Raw genomic sequence first — 16,647 nt, 5'->3', positions numbered from 1 at the left:
TAATCAAAAGAACGTACCCCAGCCATTAGGCTGTTGTACGCTCTTTTGATTGCTGTCTGAAATTGTGTGTTCCTGCAAGGAACATCCATTGTCTACGGATGGCACGGCAGAACAAAGAAACAACTGCCTGGTGCCTTAAAAATCGATTAAACCCAGGCTGATCTGTAAGGCTTCGTTGACCAGTTTCATGGTCTCCTCGTCCAGATGGGTAATCTTGTCGGTCAGCCTCTGCTTATCAATCGTCCGTATTTGTTCGAGCAAAATAACCGAGTCCCGGTCAAAGCCGTGTGCCGCCGCATCAATCTCTACATGCGTCGGCAGCTTTGCCTTTTGGATTTGGGCGGTGATCGCCGCCACAATACAAGTAGGACTAAACCGGTTGCCGATGTCATTCTGGATGACCAGAACCGGCCTGACTCCACCTTGCTCGGAACCAACAACGGGAGAAAGATCCGCAAAAAAAACGTCACCGCGTTTTACGATCAATGTCTACACCCCGCTAACTAAGCGGTCCAGAGTGCTGTCCGCATCTTCCTCCGCGTGAAAGGCCTCGGATGCCATGGTGAGGTTAATCTTCGCCATCTCCATGTACCCTCGCTGCATCGATTCACGGATGTAACGTTTCTTACGCTCCGTCAAATACAGCTTCATGGCCTGCCTAATCAATTCGCTGCGGTTGGAATTCTCCAGCGCTACGATGCCATCCACTTCTTGCAAAAGATAATCAGGCAAACTGATCATGATCCGCTTGGTGTTCTGCAAGTTGGCCACCTTTCTTCCACCCCCACAAACCTTTCGCCATTGTGAACCAGTATTACGTTTTTCCAGAACTTTTATACAAAGGAATATATATGCCCCGAGTATATCAAGTATGCTGTACTCCATTATAAACACGGGGAACAATATTCGTACAGACCAAACATCTCTTTTCAGGATTTTTCATCCCAGTCATCATTCATAATTCGAGATGCTCCGACAGTTTTCCTTCTGTTCTGAAAAAAAGTTTATTGGTAATAGCGTCCAGTCGAGCTATCAGGATGTCAAAAGAGGGTTGATTCTGGCGACTACTGCTCCATTACGGGTATAAACCCGCGGGATTCGATGCGCCATCATGCAGATCACTTCGTAGGGAATCGTACCGAGCTGAGATGCCACTTCGTCTGCAGTAATGACTGCACCCGATTGGTGGCCGATGAGAACAACCTCTTCGCCGACTTGAATTTCTTCTGCTTCTGCTGCAAAAGATTGTAGCGACACCATACACTGATCCATGCAGATCGTACCGACGACGGGAACGCGGCGGCCGCGCACAAGTACTTGTGCTTTACCTGACAGCATTCTTGAAAATCCGTCTGCATAGCCTATAGGCAGGGTCGCTATTCGTTCGTTCCCTTGTGTTACATAACGGGTTCCGTAGCTAACACCCCAATGAGGTGGCAGCGTTTTGACCAGAACCGCCTTCGTCTTCAGTGTCAATACCGGGGACAGCTTCACTACCTGATGATTCACCTCTCGCGAAGGATACAATCCGTACAGACTAATTCCCACACGTACCATATCGTAGGACAACTCCGGTGTATCAATGGTAGCGGCGCTGTTCGCCGTATGTATAATCGGGATGACACATCCCTGATCCCGCAGCGCATCAACCACGCCTCGGAACCGTCGATACTGCTCCAGTGTATAGGTCTTGTCTTTTTCATCCGCCTTGGCAAAATGGGTAAACATGCCTTCAAGCATCACCTGCTTCAGCTTGGCTGCTTCCTGAATAAAAGCAACTGCCTCTTCGCCAGGCAACAGGCCAAGTCTGCCCATGCCGCTGTCGATTTTGATGTGAACCTTGAGCTTACGAGAGGATGTGCCCGTCTCCAGATGTTGAATGGCTTCGAGTACTTCCTTACTGAACAGCGTAATGGTTACATCATGTTTCCATGCTTCAGCGATGCCTTCTGGCGGCGTGTAGCCCAATACCAGAATCGGAAGGGTAATTCCGTGTTGTCGCAATTCAAGCGCTTCGTCAAGAAAAGCTACACTTAAGTAATCCACGCCAACTCGTTCCAGTTCTCTGGCCATCTCCACTGCCCCATGTCCATAGGCATTTGCCTTTACACAAGCGAGCAGTTTCTTGCCTTGCGGCAATGTTTCACGGAAAGCGTCTACGTTGTTGCACAAATGATCCAAATTGATTTCCGCTTGGGTCGGCCGATATTGTTCTTGCACGTTAAGTCACCTTCTCTAATCATCTTAATCCGGCTCACGTCAGACTCCATCGTAATGCTCAAGCATGTGACTGTCAAATGAACGGAAGATCTGCAGTCCAAAACACATACAGGAGCGCTATCCTGAAGTCGGGAGCAAACGCGGAATAAGACCCATAAGCCAGACCATGAATGAGATATTCATCTCTCCATAACGTAACTCATCTGCTTATATCGTATTATTTACCCGGTTCCTCCCGCGTAGAAGCGTGTTTTGCATTATTGAGTGCACTGGACCTAATCCTTGCTTATCTTACGCAGGGTCATGGGCTGTTGATACTCATAGCTTCAACCGAAATCAAATTCTGCGAATCATTGCTATAAAACAGGAACGAAGACCTGTATATGCAGCAAAGCACCGGAGAATTCATCTCCGATGCTTCTTAGCATTCCTTATGTTAGGACGACTATACTTTGCAAATCATTTCCCTGACTCTTCCTGCATCGATGTCGCAATCTGTACCATCTCATTCTGTGGAAGATCTGCACTTGTGATCCGGTACTCCACTCCATCTGTCATCCATGTAAGTGTCTGTAAGGCATCTCCACTCAACATACCCAGCGTGAATCCAAGATCCACGACACTGGATGGCGCAAGTGATACCGCTCTGTCCTGCGGCCGCGCTTCAAAAATCGTGTAATTATATGTTCCTTCGTAGCGAAGCATAACCGAATAGTCTCCTGATCCTTCCACGATCTGATCGTCTTTCAGCTTGACGCCTTCCGGTGCATAGGTCGGCTGAATAACCCCGAAGCTGCCTGTACCTTCCGGCTCGGCCGATGTCGGTTCTTCGGTTCCTTTCCCACTGGCTGGATCTTCTGAACCTTGCTGCTCGGCGTTATCACTCACACCCGTCTGTCCATCACTAACGGTTCCGCTTGGATTGGATGCAGAACCTTCCTCTGTTGCAGCTTGAGGATTGGTAGTCTCTTTACCCTCCCCAGCAGGAGCCGCGCCTGAGTCAGTACCAACCTTGCCACCATTTTCAGTAGCAGCAGTCATATTACGCTGCATATCAAAAGCGTCTTTCTCAAATTCGGTACCAAATTTGAAGCTATCGAACTTCACATCGACCACCACATTGGCATTCGAGTCGGATACTTCTACCTGTTTTGGAGCGTAATCGCTTTTGTTTAACCATATTTTCTGTCTGACCAATGCATGTGTATTGTAGTTGGCAGCTACATCGAATACATAGCTTTCCTTCTCATCGGCAAACTGGCGGGTCGAATCACCTGTTATGCTGCGGATCAGCGTCTCGTAGAGGTAAACCTGGCCTTGGTTATCCGGCCAGTTACTCTGGAAACGGAAGCTTTTGTTCTGACTCGGTGTCAGGACAAATACGCCCTCATCATTGCGCAGTACAATTTGTGTTACATCCTTTTTGGCATTCGTTAACGCGATACGATAATATGAAGGCTTTTGATGCCATACCTCGACCTTGTACTGCTGCGGCGTATCTCCGGTATGCAGCGTCATAACGCCTGCCCCCTGATAACTTTCCATTTCTCCTACGACTTCGTTCAGATCTTTGACCACGGCTGCCGCATCCTTCTTCCCGCAGGCGGCAAGTAAGGTCGATAAGACCAATACCATGGCAAGCATCCATGATATTCGGCGCATGACATCATCCCCTTTAGCACATGTTTTCACTTCAGGATTGTGCGTACAGCAGAACCCCTACTTGATTAGTACATGTTATGAGGGACTTGTTCGATATATGCGGACTAGTTTGACAAGCATTCCATCAATCAGTGCCGCAACACCCTATCTGGTAACAAAATCAGTCTCGGGTAGGATGTAAAATCCAACCAGATTCTTCATAGTAAATACAGATAACAACCCAACCCATGTAATTACATACCACGATTATGTAGCTTAATTGATGTACAACTCTATTTTAAATTGGAGGAAAATAATGAACACAACCTATCTTCACTCATTGCTGAATGGATTGGATGATTTTGTGGAAGAGCAGCTTCAACGTTGGAAAGGAGTAGGTGTGGCGGTAGCGGTTATTCACAAGGATGAAGTCATTTTGCAAAAAGGATACGGTTATCGCGATCTGGAGTCCCAGCTTGAAGTTACACCCCATACCCTATTCGCGATCGGTTCAAGTACCAAAGCCTTCACAGCATCAACCGCTGCCCTGCTGGTGGATCAGGACATTCTGAAGTGGGACACACCTGTTAGAACGTATTTGAAAGACTTCAAAATGTTCGATCCGGTAGCTACAGAACGCCTGACCATCCGCGATATGCTCTGTCACCGCTCCGGACTTCCAAGGCACGATATGGCATGGTATAACTCATCACGGAGCAGAGAAGAACTCGTAAACGCGCTTCAGTATCTGGAGCCTAATGAGGACTTTCGGAACAAATGGCAATACCAGAACCTGATGTATATGGCCGCTGGTTATCTGGTGGGTCAACTCAAAGGAACTTCATGGGAGAATGTTGTCCAGGAGTCCCTGTTTAACCCACTTGGTATGAATTCAAGTGTCTTCTCTGTCGATGAGATGCAGAATCAACCTGACTTCGCCTTCCCTTATATGGATCAAAATGGTGAGAATACGCGGATACCTTTTCGGAAAATTGATGCCGTAGGCCCTGCTGGCTCCATTAACAGCAATCTGGTCGATATGATCGCCTGGGTGCAATTTCAGTTGAATCAAGGGCAACAGGGTGGGAATCAACTGATTTCCAAAGAACAGTTGGCTGTTACACACAGCCCGCAAATGGCTTGTGATTCACCATTCCACAGCAAAGAGCTGCCTGTTAGCACGTACGGTCTGGGCTGGATGATCGATTCTTATCGCGGGAACGCCATGATTCATCACGGCGGGGCAATCGATGGATTCGCTTCACAGGTCGCCTTTTTACCAGAGGAACAGATCGGTGTTGTAGTCCTTTGCAATACCAATGGAAGCATTCTTCCCTACACGATTTCTTTTAACGTTATTGATCGTTTGCTTGAATTGAAACCTGTAGATTGGAGTGGGAGATTAGCCAAATTAATGACTGGAGATTCAACTGATTCCGAAGCAGCAACAGACACCATAGAAACACCAACTACGCCAGAAACCTCGGTTGAGGAAAAACCAGTGGAAGCTCAGGTTCATCCCCATGATCGTCCTATCCATGCGTATGCGGGAAGTTATAATCATCCGGGTTACGGCGAGATCGTTATTCAACAGACGAACGATGGGTTACAGGCCACATTGAATGCCATTGAAATGCCTATGGAATACACTGGAAAAGATACGTTTTCCGTAGAGCTTGTCCTGTTTGGCTTGAAAATCACTTTTACGTTTAAGACGGATGAAGAGGACACCATAAGCTCTCTCTCCATTCCGCTACTGCTGGAACCAGGTACGAATCCAATTGGATTTATAAAGACACCTTCAGTATAAAAGTAGCCCCCACCGGCCTATCCCATTGTAGTAATTACACTCTTTACCACAATGGGATATACGCCGGATAACTCGCAGTATCTTCTTCTGTATTTTGACTTCTCTTCACCCACAATCGACGCAGATCAGGCATACCGTATGCTACGACACGGTAATCCTGAAGCGAAACGTGGTGTGCATGTTCTTCCCTGAAGCTGTATGTAGGCAAGAGTAAGGCCTCTTGAATGAGTCGCCCCTCCAACGTCATTAGCGTACGCAACCGCTCAGCACTATCCTGAATCATAACGACGTGTCTGCATTCACGTTCTAGCTCGCTTTTCGCTCGTCATCCAATGCCATAAGGAACAGCGTATTTTGGAAAGTATACATCGTTAATAGACTCAGCGTCACATGCTCATCGAACACTTCACCCGTGTAAATCAAATCATAAGAGGCGAATTCATCATGGTATACGGCATCTACCGGATTACCTGGCGTAACACTCACTTTCAGTCCAATAAGTGCACAACGCTGTGCGAACCAGGCCATGTCTGTCTCCATTTTCTCGCCTTCCTCTACCCACACATTCATAATCTGGCCTGCGTAGCAGCTGCGTTGTAACAGCTCTGAAGCTCTTACGAGAGATAAGTCAGCAGAAAGGGCTGTTGGCTTCGATTCTATTCGTTCAAGTATCTGCTTTTCCTTGGACTTGTCCCGAATCAGGCTATATGCAGCATGTACACCTGTGTGTGCCAACGCCACCATCATCTCTTGTGGATCCATCAGTTGCTGAACAGCCTGACGAAAGTATAAATCCTGCTGTGGGCCTTCTTTTCGCATATTAAAAGTCATAAACACACCGCCCTGAACCTCATGTTGAATCAAGCGAGCCAGTCCGTCTGGAAACAAGTCCTGTTTGATCACTGACTCCACTAGACCCGTCTGAGGAAGCTGCCATATTTCAACCCGATCAATAAACGCCCGCCCCCTGAAATACGAAGGGAACACCTCCAGCACAAGCAGCTTGGGATGATTGCGTGTCAATCGGTAAGGCCCCGTACCAATCGGATGCATCGGGTCAAGCTCCACATCACGGGGTAAGATGGATGCATTCATGCTGCTCATCAGATCCGGGAACATAAAGTTGGGAAACCGCAACACAAAGCGCACCGTTAGCTCGTCGAACGTTTCTATGTGATGAATGGAGCCAAACAGTGACTTGCAAGGGTTCTCCTGATCGGAAAGAATCCGTTCAAACGTATATCTTACGTCCTCTGCATTAAGCATCCTGCCATGGTGAAAGACTATGCCTTTGTGCAAATAAAAGATCCACTCTGTTCCCTCAGGGTTGCTCTCCCATGCAACGGCAAGACTCGGTTCACAGACTTGGCGTTCAGCGTTGTACTGCACCAAGCGATCAAATACCTCCGCAACAATTCCAACTTCTCCCCACATGTAAGCCCGGGTAGGGTCCAATGTCTCAAAAGCAGTCTCCTGTGGAATTCGCAGTGTATCAACTCTTCCCCGAGCGCCGTGATCGGAACGCAGACCGAACTGGCCTTGTAATCCTTGCATCAATATTTCTCGCATCGAAAACGGCATTGTTGAAGCCAGCATATAGGCCTCCTCCAACTTGTTTCCCTGCAACAGTCGATCAAATCGTTCCTGAACAGCCTGTAACAGAGGATGGCAAAAAACGAGCACCGATGTCTTCCCTCTGCCGCGTTGCGGGCTCCATCTGATCCAGCCATGATCCATAAATTTGTTCATAATCAGATTCATATTGCGCATCGTACAACATAAATGATTCGCCAGCTCACCAATCGTTGTGTGTATTTCTTCCTCTTCGTCCACGTTCGAAAAGGCCACGCGAAGCTGAATATAATGATCCATGACCTCCACAACTATCCCTGCCTTTCCTTCCCTGAGTAAAATACGAAATTGACTCGTACGCTTCTACAGTTTTTCTTCAGGTTTTCCTCCATTATACTCAGGTACATCGACAACACCAGCGGGAAGGAAGAGAACTGCACATGAAATATACTGATTTGCATCCCAACATCAAGATTCGTATCATTACTGATTTTTTTACGGATCTAACTCAGAAATCCATTATTCCTTTTATGGCGATTTATCTGAGTGTCCAGATTGGTGCAGGCTGGGCAGGTATACTGTTAACCGTTAATATTGTGGCCTCCATGATCGTTGGCTTGGGCGCAGGATACTGGTCTGACCGAGTCGGGCGCAAGAAACTGATGGTCATCGCCCAAATGTTGCAGGTATTCGCCCTGTTCTTGCTGGCTGCCGCCAACTCCCCATGGATGGACTCCGTTCCTTTAACTTGTGTCATGTTTCTGCTTAGTAGCATCAGTTCGGGTATCACCGGACCCATTGCCAATGCCATGATTGTAGACGTGAGCAGTGAACATGAACGTCAGTATGTCTATGGGCTGCAATATTGGACCACCAACGTTGCCGTTACGATTGGTGCGCTGATGGGCGGGTTATTATTCGAGTCCTTCCGCTTCATTTTGTTCAGTCTGGTATGCATGGAGAGCTTGGTTACACTATTTATTCTCTTGTTATATATTCACGAAACAATGGATATTAAACACTCGAATCAGCTTGATGCCCCGATTAATAGGAACATACTGAAAACGTATGGCTGTGTATTTAGGGACAAACGTTTTATGGTGTTTTTCACCGCAACAGTGCTGGCTGTCTCTCTGGAATTCCAAATGGATAAATACATCGCCGTTCGTCTGAAAAGTGAATTCAACGCCCAACTGTTCCGTTGGGACATCTCAGGTCTGCAGATGTTCAGTCTGATCATGGCGATTAACACTGTGCTCGTCGTAATCATGGCCATTCCTTTCTCCAAATGGCTGGGGCGTTTCCAGTCCAGATTTATTATGACTGTCGGCATGTGTCTGTACACTACGGGTTTTGCCGTGCTCGCTTTCAGCAATTGGGCCTGGCTGCTTATTACATCCGCTGTACTGCTAACCATCGGTGAGCTCATGTATGCGCCCGTCCGTCAGGTCATGCTTGCTGGCATGATTCCTGAATCCGACCGTGCTGCCTATATGGCTGCAGACGGCATGAGTTATAACGCGGCCGCTCTCCTGGGTAGTCTTGGCCTAACGATGGGGGCCTTTCTGCCTTCCTATGCAATGGCTGGCCTGTATGTATTGATGGGGATCGGTGCTCTCGTATTTTTCCGTCAGTCGCTCCGGCCGTCAACGGTTCAAAGTGAACCACGACCCTGTGCAGATGCCTCATAAATTCCAAGCTCCTCTATGCTGGACTTTCTCCTGGTAGTTTTGAGTTCTATTGGAAATGTATATCACAATCTACTATCTTGAAACTTATCGGGCCAGTAATCAGTAATAACAGGAGAGTCCTATTTACAAAATTTTCTTTTGAAGGAGTGTTTACATGCATTTATCCAATCGAAGCACCCGCTTCAGACTCACCTCCATAACGGGGGCGTTCATGGCGTTGGTCCTGTCGCTCAGTCTATGGGCACCCGCCGTGCAAGCGGAGACCGCACCTGCTGCGGTCAATGAAAAAGGGAAAGTGACAGCGCTGACAACGGAGTCCGCGACAGCCTTTCTGGATACATTTTTTGATTCCGCCGAAGCGAAGGCCCAATATGTTGGTGCTTCCGTAGTCGTTGTCAAAGATGGAAAAGTCGTGGCAGAGAAAGGGTATGGATATTCCGATTTGGAGAGTAAAACGCCCGTTGATCCGAAAAATACCACCTTTCGTATCGCCTCGGTCTCCAAAACATTCACATCAGCCGCTGTCATGCAGCTCGTAGAGCAAGGCAAGGTGGATTTGAAGGCTGATTTCCAGACCTATGTGAAAGGACTGGATTTCGATAATCCTTTTGACAAACCTGTAACGGTAGAGAATCTGCTCACACACACCACCGGATTCGAGATTCGCGACCCGCAGCAGGAAGACATCCATGATGACTTTGACAAAAGTGTATCGATGGAGGAATATGCCAAGTTACATATGCCACCTGTCGTTCGAGAACCTGGTAGCGCCTACATGTACGACAACTTCTCCTTCCTGCTGCTTGGCATGATTGTGGAGAATGTGAGCGGCGAGCCTTTTGAATCGTATATGCAGCAGCATATCTTCAAACCTCTGGGTATGGATAACAGCAGTTTCTTGCTGAACGGCAAGTTCAAAAACCAACTTGCAACAGCCTATGATGCGGGCCATAATCCACTCGACCTGTACACCCTTTCCCCAACACCTATGCCTCAAGGCGGCATGCTCTCAACGGCAGAGGATATCGGGAATTTCATGATCGCTTTCCTGAATGATGGTGTGAAGGATAACGAACGTATTTGGAAAGAATCTACGGTAAAAAGCATGGAACAATACCGTTCTTCCATTCATCCGCTGCTACCCAATACCACTTATGGATTTGAAGCCGCTTTTCAGCTTCCGGGTGCAGGCAGCAGTTCCAAAATTATTACCAAAGCTGGCGACCTGATCGGATTCAGCTCTTATCTCTTCCTTATTCCTGAGCAAAACACCGGCGTTTTCCTTACTTACAACCAGACGGGAGCACTTCGTAATTTCTTCTACCCGGCCTTTATCCAGACGTTCTTCCCGCAATATGCGGAGCCCGTCAAATTCAAGGAATATACACCTCAATCAGCGGATGAGCTGCAACGCTTCGCTGGTCTATACGCGGATCTGCGACTGAGCACCATTGTCAGTTCCCTGAAAGATGGCGGGAAAGAACCCGGACAATTGAGCATTTCAGATGCTTTCATAGGCCCACGTAATCTGATCCAGGTTGAAGATCATCTCTTCAAGGATGAATTAACAGACCAGTTCACGGCGTTTAAGGAAAATGCAGATGGAACCATCTACATGAAAGAACCTTATCTCAACCCGTTCGGATATGAGAAAAAAGGACAGAAACCCCAAGGCTTCCGGGATGTCCAGGCGAATAGTCCTTATGCTGAAGCCATCTATGGATTACAATCCCTTGGATACTATACCAATGATGCAAATGAAGCTTTTCAACCCAAAAATGCCGTTACACGGGCTGAATTCATTGAGGATGTCCTTAAAATGAGCGGGCTGAAAGCCAGCAAAACGACGCCACCTGCGGATACCGACTGGGCAACTCACCCTGCTGCCGGTTACATTCAGCTAGGTTATGAATCCGGCATGATCGCCGGTGCGGATGAGAAACAGTTCAAACCGGATCAGGTCATCACACGTCAGGAAGCTATGGTGATGATTTGGAGAACTCTCCAGCTGCAATATCCAAATGAACTGTTCGAGGATGTGAAGCTGGCCGGGCAGACAGATGCCTGGGCTGTGCCTGCGATCCAGATGATGGTTAAGCTAGGCATCCACGGTCCTGAAGTGAAGGTGCTGGAGGATGGATCAGTCGATTTCCTTGCGCGCAAACCACTGATCCGCCAGGAAGAGGCAGCGATTATGTATAAATTGTTCACGCAGCCAACCGATAAAATCGTAGCTGAGTTGATGGCAAAACAGTCAAAAGCGGAGGCTTCCCCTGAAGACGAAAAACCTGCTGAAGATGCTTCGGCTGCACCTGCAACCGTGAATCCTGAATAAACTGAACACCAGATTGCAATAACAGTATTACTCTCGCACTCATAACATAAAAAATTAAACAGGCTTGTTCGAAGGAGGAGCTTCCTCCCTCTGAACAAGCCTGTTTTGATTTGTACGCTGACCATTTGTAGCCGGAATGCTCTGCTGTCTTCCTCTTCTCCTATACCTCGCTTAACATGGAAGAGACATGTTGATTGCCATTCCGCTGGTCATATTTGTCTGCGGCCGCTTTGGCATATGCCGCAAAATAGTCGGCCAGTATACGCAAATCTCCTGAATCTCCTTCATAAGGGAATGAAGCGGGAAGCCGCAATCGGTATCCTGGAGATTCATCAGCCCAGCGGCGCAACAATTGTGCTGCTCTGGCATAGAACATCATTTTGGCAAACGGATCTTCATGGTCCATCGCGAGCACTATACTTTCTTCCAGTACATCGATGCCCTTCGCCGGGTTCGTGCGTGCAAGATAATCCATCTGCTCAGCAAAGCTCTGCACAAAATCATTATGTCCTTTGATCATGCGATAGCCTTTGGCCTGATGTTTGTCAGCTTCATCAATCTTGCCAAGTCGGTATAGTGGCATCAAAATCTCCGATAAGGTCAGGTGCGGAATTTCGGCACAACTCATTCTCCCTTTCAAAATGGGCTTCGCTGCTTCCAATACCTTCTCATCATCACCTGCCAATAACCAGTAGCGCATGATCTCGTCCTGCTCACAGGCTTCACAATCACTCATAAAGTCACGATCCATACTTCTGAACTTCGTATAACTGGTACCCGCCTCCTCCAGATCGCCAAGATCCATGGATATGCGGAATCGATAATACCAATACGAACGTTCACTGTACCCAAATGATTTGAAGCGACGTCCAAAGTCCTCCAGCAGCTCCATCATTTTATCGCGAGACACTTCCGGGAAGCTGGATAGTTCTCCCAAAATCCATTTATACGACCACATTAACGTTTCTTCGTCATAGCGTTCTGGCTCTTGATCAAACTTGCCCAGCTGCCAGGAAAAAGCAATCAGTGCTTTCATCGGATAACCGCAGAATGTCGCGGTCTCCACGATCTCTGAACGCGCTTCGTACGCTTCCTCCTCCATGCCATTCACATCGGCGACTCTTGCCGCTTCCTCTAGCATGCCAAGCTTCGCTGTTCCATTAGGCAGGCCATAGGCCTCATCCATCAAATCCTCAAAATCCATTTCAATCTTCATCAGGCATCCCCCTTACGATCTGTATTCGCACGCAAACCCCAATCAATAAAACGAACGATGCCCTGATTCAGCACCTCAAGCTCCTGTCGATTCATCGCATAATGCCCCATCATTAATGCATTGACATACAACATCTCAATGGCAATGGGAGTCATTTGGGCATCCGGTGTAGTCAGGACCCGCTGAATAATTGGATTGCTGATGTTCAGGTACAGGGTCGAATAACCTGCGGAACTAATTCCGGATGACAATGATCCAAGGACGGAGGAGAATAATTCTGTACTCTCCTCACTTGCTTTTTCCAATGCACGCAGCGTGGAAGACTCCTGCGAGAGCGTGAACAGCACCGGCAAATCAGCTGGCTTGAAGCCCTTGACCTCTGCACGGCAGCGGAAACGTTGCAAAGCAGAGTCAGCAAGGCGCAAGGCATCATAATACTGATTCCGTTCAGCTGGTGGCACATCAGTGAAACTCATGGATACCTCATCCGGCTGCAACCGCTGCGTCTGAACATGCTGCACCACTTGTGGCAGCATTGCCATCAAATCGCTGTCGTAGATGTATCCACCGTTAATGACCAGCATCGATTGGGCTGACGCGACATGATGAATCTGGCGATACTCATCCACTGTGGTAGTGAAGTACAACGTCTCTCCCTCACTCATCAACTCGCCCAGTTCCCGATGACCACGGGTACTTTCAAATGGAAGCCAGCGGTGAATCATGGCATAGAACTCCTGATCCTGCACAGCCAGTGCCTTCATCGACAGCGCATGCAGGCGAATCAGCTTTTGCAGCCGTTCCGTCTGGCGCTCAGCCATGTCGGCCAATCCTTTACGAAGGGCATCGCCAAGTTCGGAGCGAACCTCTTCCAGCTTTTCATTTTCATAAAAATGTTCCCGTGAAGCTGTAGGTTGAAGCTCGTCTGTCCAGATAAGGCATTTCACGAAAAAGGCCCAATCCGGCAAAATATTCTCCGCCTTCTCCGAGATTAGCATCCGCTTCAGATACACCCGGTGAGAACGCTTGGCATTCAAATTAACTGCATGCGGAAGAACAAATGCGATGCCTCCTGTACGACCTGAAGCCGTCGTCAGTGGGATGAAATCCTGAAACTTCTCTCCCAGCAATCGTTCACCAAAAGCCAGCACTTCCGCTCTGCGTCCACGTGCAAGCCCAGGCTCCATCAACCAGATCGGTGACTCGCTATTGACGATATGTTGAACACCGTCACTATGCAGGATGACTGGATAAGGCAGCAGCGCTCCATAATAGAACAAGGCTTCTTTCACATATTCCGTTTCAAAATAATGCGCTGCGTCCGGCGTACAACGCAGATATACTTTCGTTCCAGGAGACAACTGTGTCTCCAATTGCCGAATCGTATACGTTCCATCGGGCTTACCCCGCCACTCCATCGAAGGTCCACCCTTCGCGGATTGCGTCAGCATGACGATTTCATGACTCACCATGAAACAGGACAATAATCCGATTCCGAATCGCCCGATAAACGAAGTCTCTCCATCCAGCAAGGCCTGCTGCCCACGCTTCGAGGATTGACCTATCATCGCGAGAAATTCATGGATATCGGCTTCTGTCAAACCAATGCCGTTATCCTCCACCATCATGGTCAACTGCTCGCCTGTTCCGGTCAGTTCCACACGTACTTCACCCTGGAATCCCGGTTCCGCTTCTGTTCGAGCTGTAATGGCATCGGTCGCATTCTGCATTAATTCACGTAAAAATACTTTAGGGCTGCTGTATAGATGGTTCGATAGAATCTGGATCATACCGCTTAGATTCACCTGGAAGCGATACTCATTGGATGCTGTCATTTCGCTCACCTTCCTCTGGTCCAAACACATCTGATGTTTCCTACTTGGAAGTGTTCATATGATGTGTTAGACGAAATAGTTATGTAATCACAAGAAATGAGGCGTTCCATTGGATGAATACGCCAAGTAACGACGTTAAACCGGCCTTGGCTAACCAAGACCGGCGTTAGATGAATATTCAGGCATTCATGATATGTAAGAGGCCTTAAGTCTAATTACCACGTTATGGATGGCAATGAAACGAGATATTGCATCCTTTTAACCAGAATACATGGTATAGACCACAGTGAAAACAAACCTGAGACCCGATTTCGCCGGACTTTAGGGTGAAGTTGCTGTTTGCGTTTGGGACTAAAGACGTATAATTTTTATATTTCGGCCCTCCATTTGAACGATATATCTCATCTGGACGTATAATCTCCAAACTCAGATCGGACGGTGAATGTGCATGATTGAAGTTCGCAACATTTCTAAGCAATTTAAAGTGCATCAGGCACTGAACGATGTCAGCTTCACGGTTGAACAAGGCAGCGTTACCGGGTTGATCGGTCCTAACGGTTCGGGCAAAACCACCCTGATCCGCATCATGAACGGCGTTCTCGGCGCTTCGGGTGGGCAAGTGAGCATTAACGGCCTCGATCCCTTCCGTGAGACGGAGAACGTACTCGCCCTATGCGGCACATTAACCGAGCAGAGTGGATTGTATGAAAATATGAGTGGGCGTGACAACCTGATCTTTTTCGCTGAAGCTTTCGGTGTACAACATGCCAAAGCACGGATTGATGAGCTTGTGGATCTGTTCGAATTGCAGGAATATCAACATCGAAAAGTAGGTACCTACAGCACAGGCATGAAAAAACGCGTAGGTCTAGCGCGGGTGCTGCTGCACCGCCCCTTTATTCTCTTTCTGGATGAGCCAACCAATGGGCTTGACCCGGATGGGATTCAGATGGTCCTCCGAATCATCCGTCGGCTAAATCAAGAGGAACATATGACGATTCTCGTATCGTCTCATGTGTTATCCCAACTATCGGCCGTGTGTGATCGATATATTTTTATGGAAAAGGGGCGTAAGGTTGAGGAAGGTACGGAGCAGGAGATCGTCAACCGATACCTGACCTCACCCCGGATTGAGGTTGAAGCGACCATGCCGAATGGCTGGCAGACGGTAACAGGGTGTACACCGGAGATGGTTTCCGCCAACAAAGCCGTTTTTCAGCTTCAAACCCGTGAAGATATTCCGTTGTTACTGCGACAATTGAGTGAGCGTGGACAAGTCTATCAGGCCCGGATTACGGGCAGCGATCTGGAGAGTATTTATTTTGCCATTAGGGAGGCACATCATCATGAATAACCGACAAGCCATACGTGCACTTGTTCGAAAAGATATTCGAGCTATCACAGCCAGTGTGCAGCTTTGGCTGCCCATGTTGATCGTTCCGCTAGTTATCGGGATCATCATGCCTGGGATACTCATTTGGGCAGCCTCAAGGATGGAACTTGCTTCCCTCGGCAATATGAGTTTCCTGCTTGATACACTGGATAACCTAACCCGTGCCGGGCGGATTCCGCAGCTTGCTTCGATGCCTACGGATAACCATCGTATTGTCTATTACCTGGCCTTGTACATGTTCGCACCCCTGTTTCTCATCATTCCGGTGATGGCATCCAGCATTCTGACGGCCAACAGTTTTGCAGGCGAGAAGGAGCGCAAGACTCTGGAAAGTCTTCTGTTCACTCCGATGAGTATGGATACGTTGTTTAAAGGCAAGGTGTTAGCTGCCCTTATTCCTTCCCTGCTGTTATCCTGGATTACCTTCATTATCTACGGAATCATTGCCAATATCCTGTTGTATCCCATGTTCGGGGCATGGATGTTTCCCAATCTGAACTGGATCATTCTGGTTCTATGGGTTGTTCCAACGTGCAGTCTTGTGGTCATTCTGTTAAATGTACTGATCTCGGCGAAGGTACGTGGATTTCAGGAGGCCTATCAACTCGGAGGACTGGTCGTTCTTCCATTGCTTGCGCTGATTGCTGGTCAGGCGAGCGGCATGCTGCTTATCAGTCCTCTCATGTTAATCCTGGTCGGAGCAGTACTTCTGCTCATCAGTTTCATTTTGCTTCGTCTGGTTACTTTGTGGAACAGTCGTCAACAGCTGGCTGAAAGTCAGATTTAGGCTGAATATGGTTGAATATAACGGCAGAAGATCTGATCTTCTGTCGTTTTTATCTGACTGAGATGTGTAACATATTTTCCATAGTTTACCGATATAACGTAAGGTGATAATGTGTTACTTACATACATAAAAAGAAGGGTGCCGATT

At 47.9% G+C, this 16,647-nt stretch carries 13 protein-coding genes; 5 read left to right on the top strand and 8 right to left on the bottom strand.

Annotated features, from left to right (window positions below):
- Positions 1–135: 135 nt before the first annotated feature.
- The 4 genes from BLV50_RS13200 to BLV50_RS13185 all read right to left on the bottom strand — a co-directional run bounded on the left by BLV50_RS13200 (position 136) and on the right by BLV50_RS13185 (position 3,882).
- Positions 136–486, bottom strand: coding sequence for a type II toxin-antitoxin system PemK/MazF family toxin (locus BLV50_RS13200; RefSeq protein ID WP_024630714.1), 351 nt, complete (start codon positions 484–486; stop codon positions 136–138).
- A gap of 3 nt (positions 487–489) precedes the next feature.
- Positions 490–771, bottom strand: coding sequence for a CopG family ribbon-helix-helix protein (locus BLV50_RS13195; RefSeq protein ID WP_024630715.1), 282 nt, complete (start codon positions 769–771; stop codon positions 490–492).
- A gap of 261 nt (positions 772–1,032) precedes the next feature.
- Positions 1,033–2,220 (bottom strand): alanine racemase, encoded by a 1,188-nt coding sequence (gene alr, locus BLV50_RS13190; RefSeq protein ID WP_090808138.1) that lies wholly within the window; start codon positions 2,218–2,220, stop codon positions 1,033–1,035.
- A gap of 459 nt (positions 2,221–2,679) precedes the next feature.
- Positions 2,680–3,882: an outer membrane lipoprotein-sorting protein gene (locus BLV50_RS13185; RefSeq protein ID WP_072734304.1), complete on the bottom strand. Its 1,203-nt coding sequence runs from the start codon at positions 3,880–3,882 to the stop codon at positions 2,680–2,682.
- Positions 3,883–4,177: 295 nt separating this feature from the next.
- Between BLV50_RS13185 and BLV50_RS13180 the strand changes: the two genes are divergently transcribed.
- Complete coding sequence (locus tag BLV50_RS13180; RefSeq protein ID WP_090808136.1) at positions 4,178–5,671, top strand: serine hydrolase; 1,494 nt, start codon at positions 4,178–4,180, stop codon at positions 5,669–5,671.
- A gap of 43 nt (positions 5,672–5,714) precedes the next feature.
- On the opposite strand, the gene BLV50_RS13175 is transcribed toward BLV50_RS13180, so the two are convergent.
- Both BLV50_RS13175 and BLV50_RS13170 read right to left on the bottom strand, forming a co-directional pair.
- The gene (locus BLV50_RS13175; protein WP_090808134.1) at positions 5,715–5,954 is read right to left on the bottom strand and encodes a hypothetical protein; all 240 of its coding nucleotides are present in this window, start codon (positions 5,952–5,954) and stop codon (positions 5,715–5,717) included.
- A 23-nt stretch (positions 5,955–5,977) separates the two neighbouring features.
- The gene (locus tag BLV50_RS13170; RefSeq protein ID WP_090808131.1) at positions 5,978–7,543 is read right to left on the bottom strand and encodes an ABC transporter substrate-binding protein; all 1,566 of its coding nucleotides are present in this window, start codon (positions 7,541–7,543) and stop codon (positions 5,978–5,980) included.
- Positions 7,544–7,683: 140 nt separating this feature from the next.
- Between BLV50_RS13170 and BLV50_RS13165 the strand changes: the two genes are divergently transcribed.
- Positions 7,684–8,934: an MDR family MFS transporter gene (locus tag BLV50_RS13165; protein ID WP_090808129.1), complete on the top strand. Its 1,251-nt coding sequence runs from the start codon at positions 7,684–7,686 to the stop codon at positions 8,932–8,934.
- A gap of 154 nt (positions 8,935–9,088) precedes the next feature.
- Positions 9,089–11,269: a serine hydrolase domain-containing protein gene (locus tag BLV50_RS13160; RefSeq protein ID WP_090808127.1), complete on the top strand. Its 2,181-nt coding sequence runs from the start codon at positions 9,089–9,091 to the stop codon at positions 11,267–11,269.
- A gap of 160 nt (positions 11,270–11,429) precedes the next feature.
- Here the strand turns inward: BLV50_RS13160 and BLV50_RS13155 are convergent, their stop codons facing one another.
- Positions 11,430–12,485: a hypothetical protein gene (locus BLV50_RS13155; protein WP_090808125.1), complete on the bottom strand. Its 1,056-nt coding sequence runs from the start codon at positions 12,483–12,485 to the stop codon at positions 11,430–11,432.
- Positions 12,485–14,320 (bottom strand): HSP90 family protein, encoded by a 1,836-nt coding sequence (locus tag BLV50_RS13150; protein WP_072734310.1) that lies wholly within the window; start codon positions 14,318–14,320, stop codon positions 12,485–12,487. The genes BLV50_RS13155 and BLV50_RS13150 overlap by 1 nt, the downstream gene beginning before the upstream one ends.
- Before the next feature lie 448 nt (positions 14,321–14,768).
- Here BLV50_RS13150 and BLV50_RS13145 point away from each other — a divergent pair, with 448 nt between their 5' ends.
- Both BLV50_RS13145 and BLV50_RS13140 read left to right on the top strand, forming a co-directional pair.
- Complete coding sequence (locus BLV50_RS13145; protein ID WP_177031180.1) at positions 14,769–15,674, top strand: ABC transporter ATP-binding protein; 906 nt, start codon at positions 14,769–14,771, stop codon at positions 15,672–15,674.
- The gene (locus BLV50_RS13140) at positions 15,667–16,500 is read left to right on the top strand and encodes an ABC transporter permease subunit (protein WP_064640038.1); all 834 of its coding nucleotides are present in this window, start codon (positions 15,667–15,669) and stop codon (positions 16,498–16,500) included. Before BLV50_RS13145 ends, BLV50_RS13140 begins: the two co-directional genes overlap by 8 nt.
- The last annotated feature ends 147 nt before the right edge of the window (positions 16,501–16,647 follow it).

It is taken from the genome of Paenibacillus sp. 276b (assembly GCF_900107875.1).
In the GTDB taxonomy this organism is placed as follows: Bacteria; Bacillota; Bacilli; order Paenibacillales; family Paenibacillaceae; genus Paenibacillus; species Paenibacillus marchantiae.
Note: the sequence above shows the minus strand (reverse complement) of the source record. Positions and strands in the feature narration are given on the sequence as shown.